Genomic DNA, 823 nt, shown 5'->3' on the forward strand with positions numbered 1-823 from the left:
CAAAATCTTTATTGACTGGATTCTTTCCGGCGAATCCGCAGACCATTTAGCCAAACGCCTTGGGGTAACAAGGCGGACTTTGACCCGGTGGTTCAAGCTGCTGTGGTTTATCACCGTGCCCACGTCTACTGACCCCTATCGTGTCTACGACCAGGTCTTTATCGACGGCACCTACTTTCACAAGAAATGCCTGCTGGTAGCCTGCACCGAAACACACGTCATCGCCTGGCACTGGTGCCTGCGTGAAAGCTCATACGAGTACCTGAAACTGCTCGACAAAATCGCGCAACCACTCATCGTCACCACCGACGGGGCAGGCGGAGCACTCAAGGCACTGCGTATTAAATGGCCCGATGTGACCATCCAGCGTTGCTTAGTTCACGTCCAACGCAACACTTTTGCTGATATCAGCCGCAACCCGATTCACCCAGCGCATAAAGCAATCCGGAAACTGGGCTACATGCTTGTCCAAGTACGCAATCCCGACGATGCTGCGCGGTTTACAGCTGCAGTCCACCACACCCGCATTACCTTTGCTGATTGGCTTAAAGAGCGAACCTACCGCAGTGCTATACCAGCAGGCCAAGTACCGAAATGGGTCAGCCCCAACCAGAAATGGTGGTACACCCACCGCAACGCCCGCAGGGCTCTAAAACGGCTAGAAAAGCTCATCCACGCCGGACAATTATTTACCTTCCTTGACCCGCCTGAAGGTGTCACACAGGATTTAAAAGCCACCACGAACCTGCTGGAAGGTGGCATCAACAAACAGCTCAAAGACCTAGCAGGAAACCATCGTGGCATGTTCGATGAGCATCAGCGC

General features: G+C 53.5%; 1 protein-coding gene. It reads left to right on the forward strand.

Features of this window, described 5'->3' with window-relative positions; translation table 11 throughout:
* Positions 1 to 823: IS256-like element ISCau1 family transposase (locus tag HMPREF3009_RS04515; protein WP_070680296.1), on the forward strand; the 823-nt coding region annotated here is incomplete at both ends.

This window comes from Corynebacterium sp. HMSC034H07 (genome assembly GCF_001815175.1).
In the GTDB taxonomy this organism is placed as follows: Bacteria; Actinomycetota; Actinomycetes; order Mycobacteriales; family Mycobacteriaceae; genus Corynebacterium; species Corynebacterium hiratae.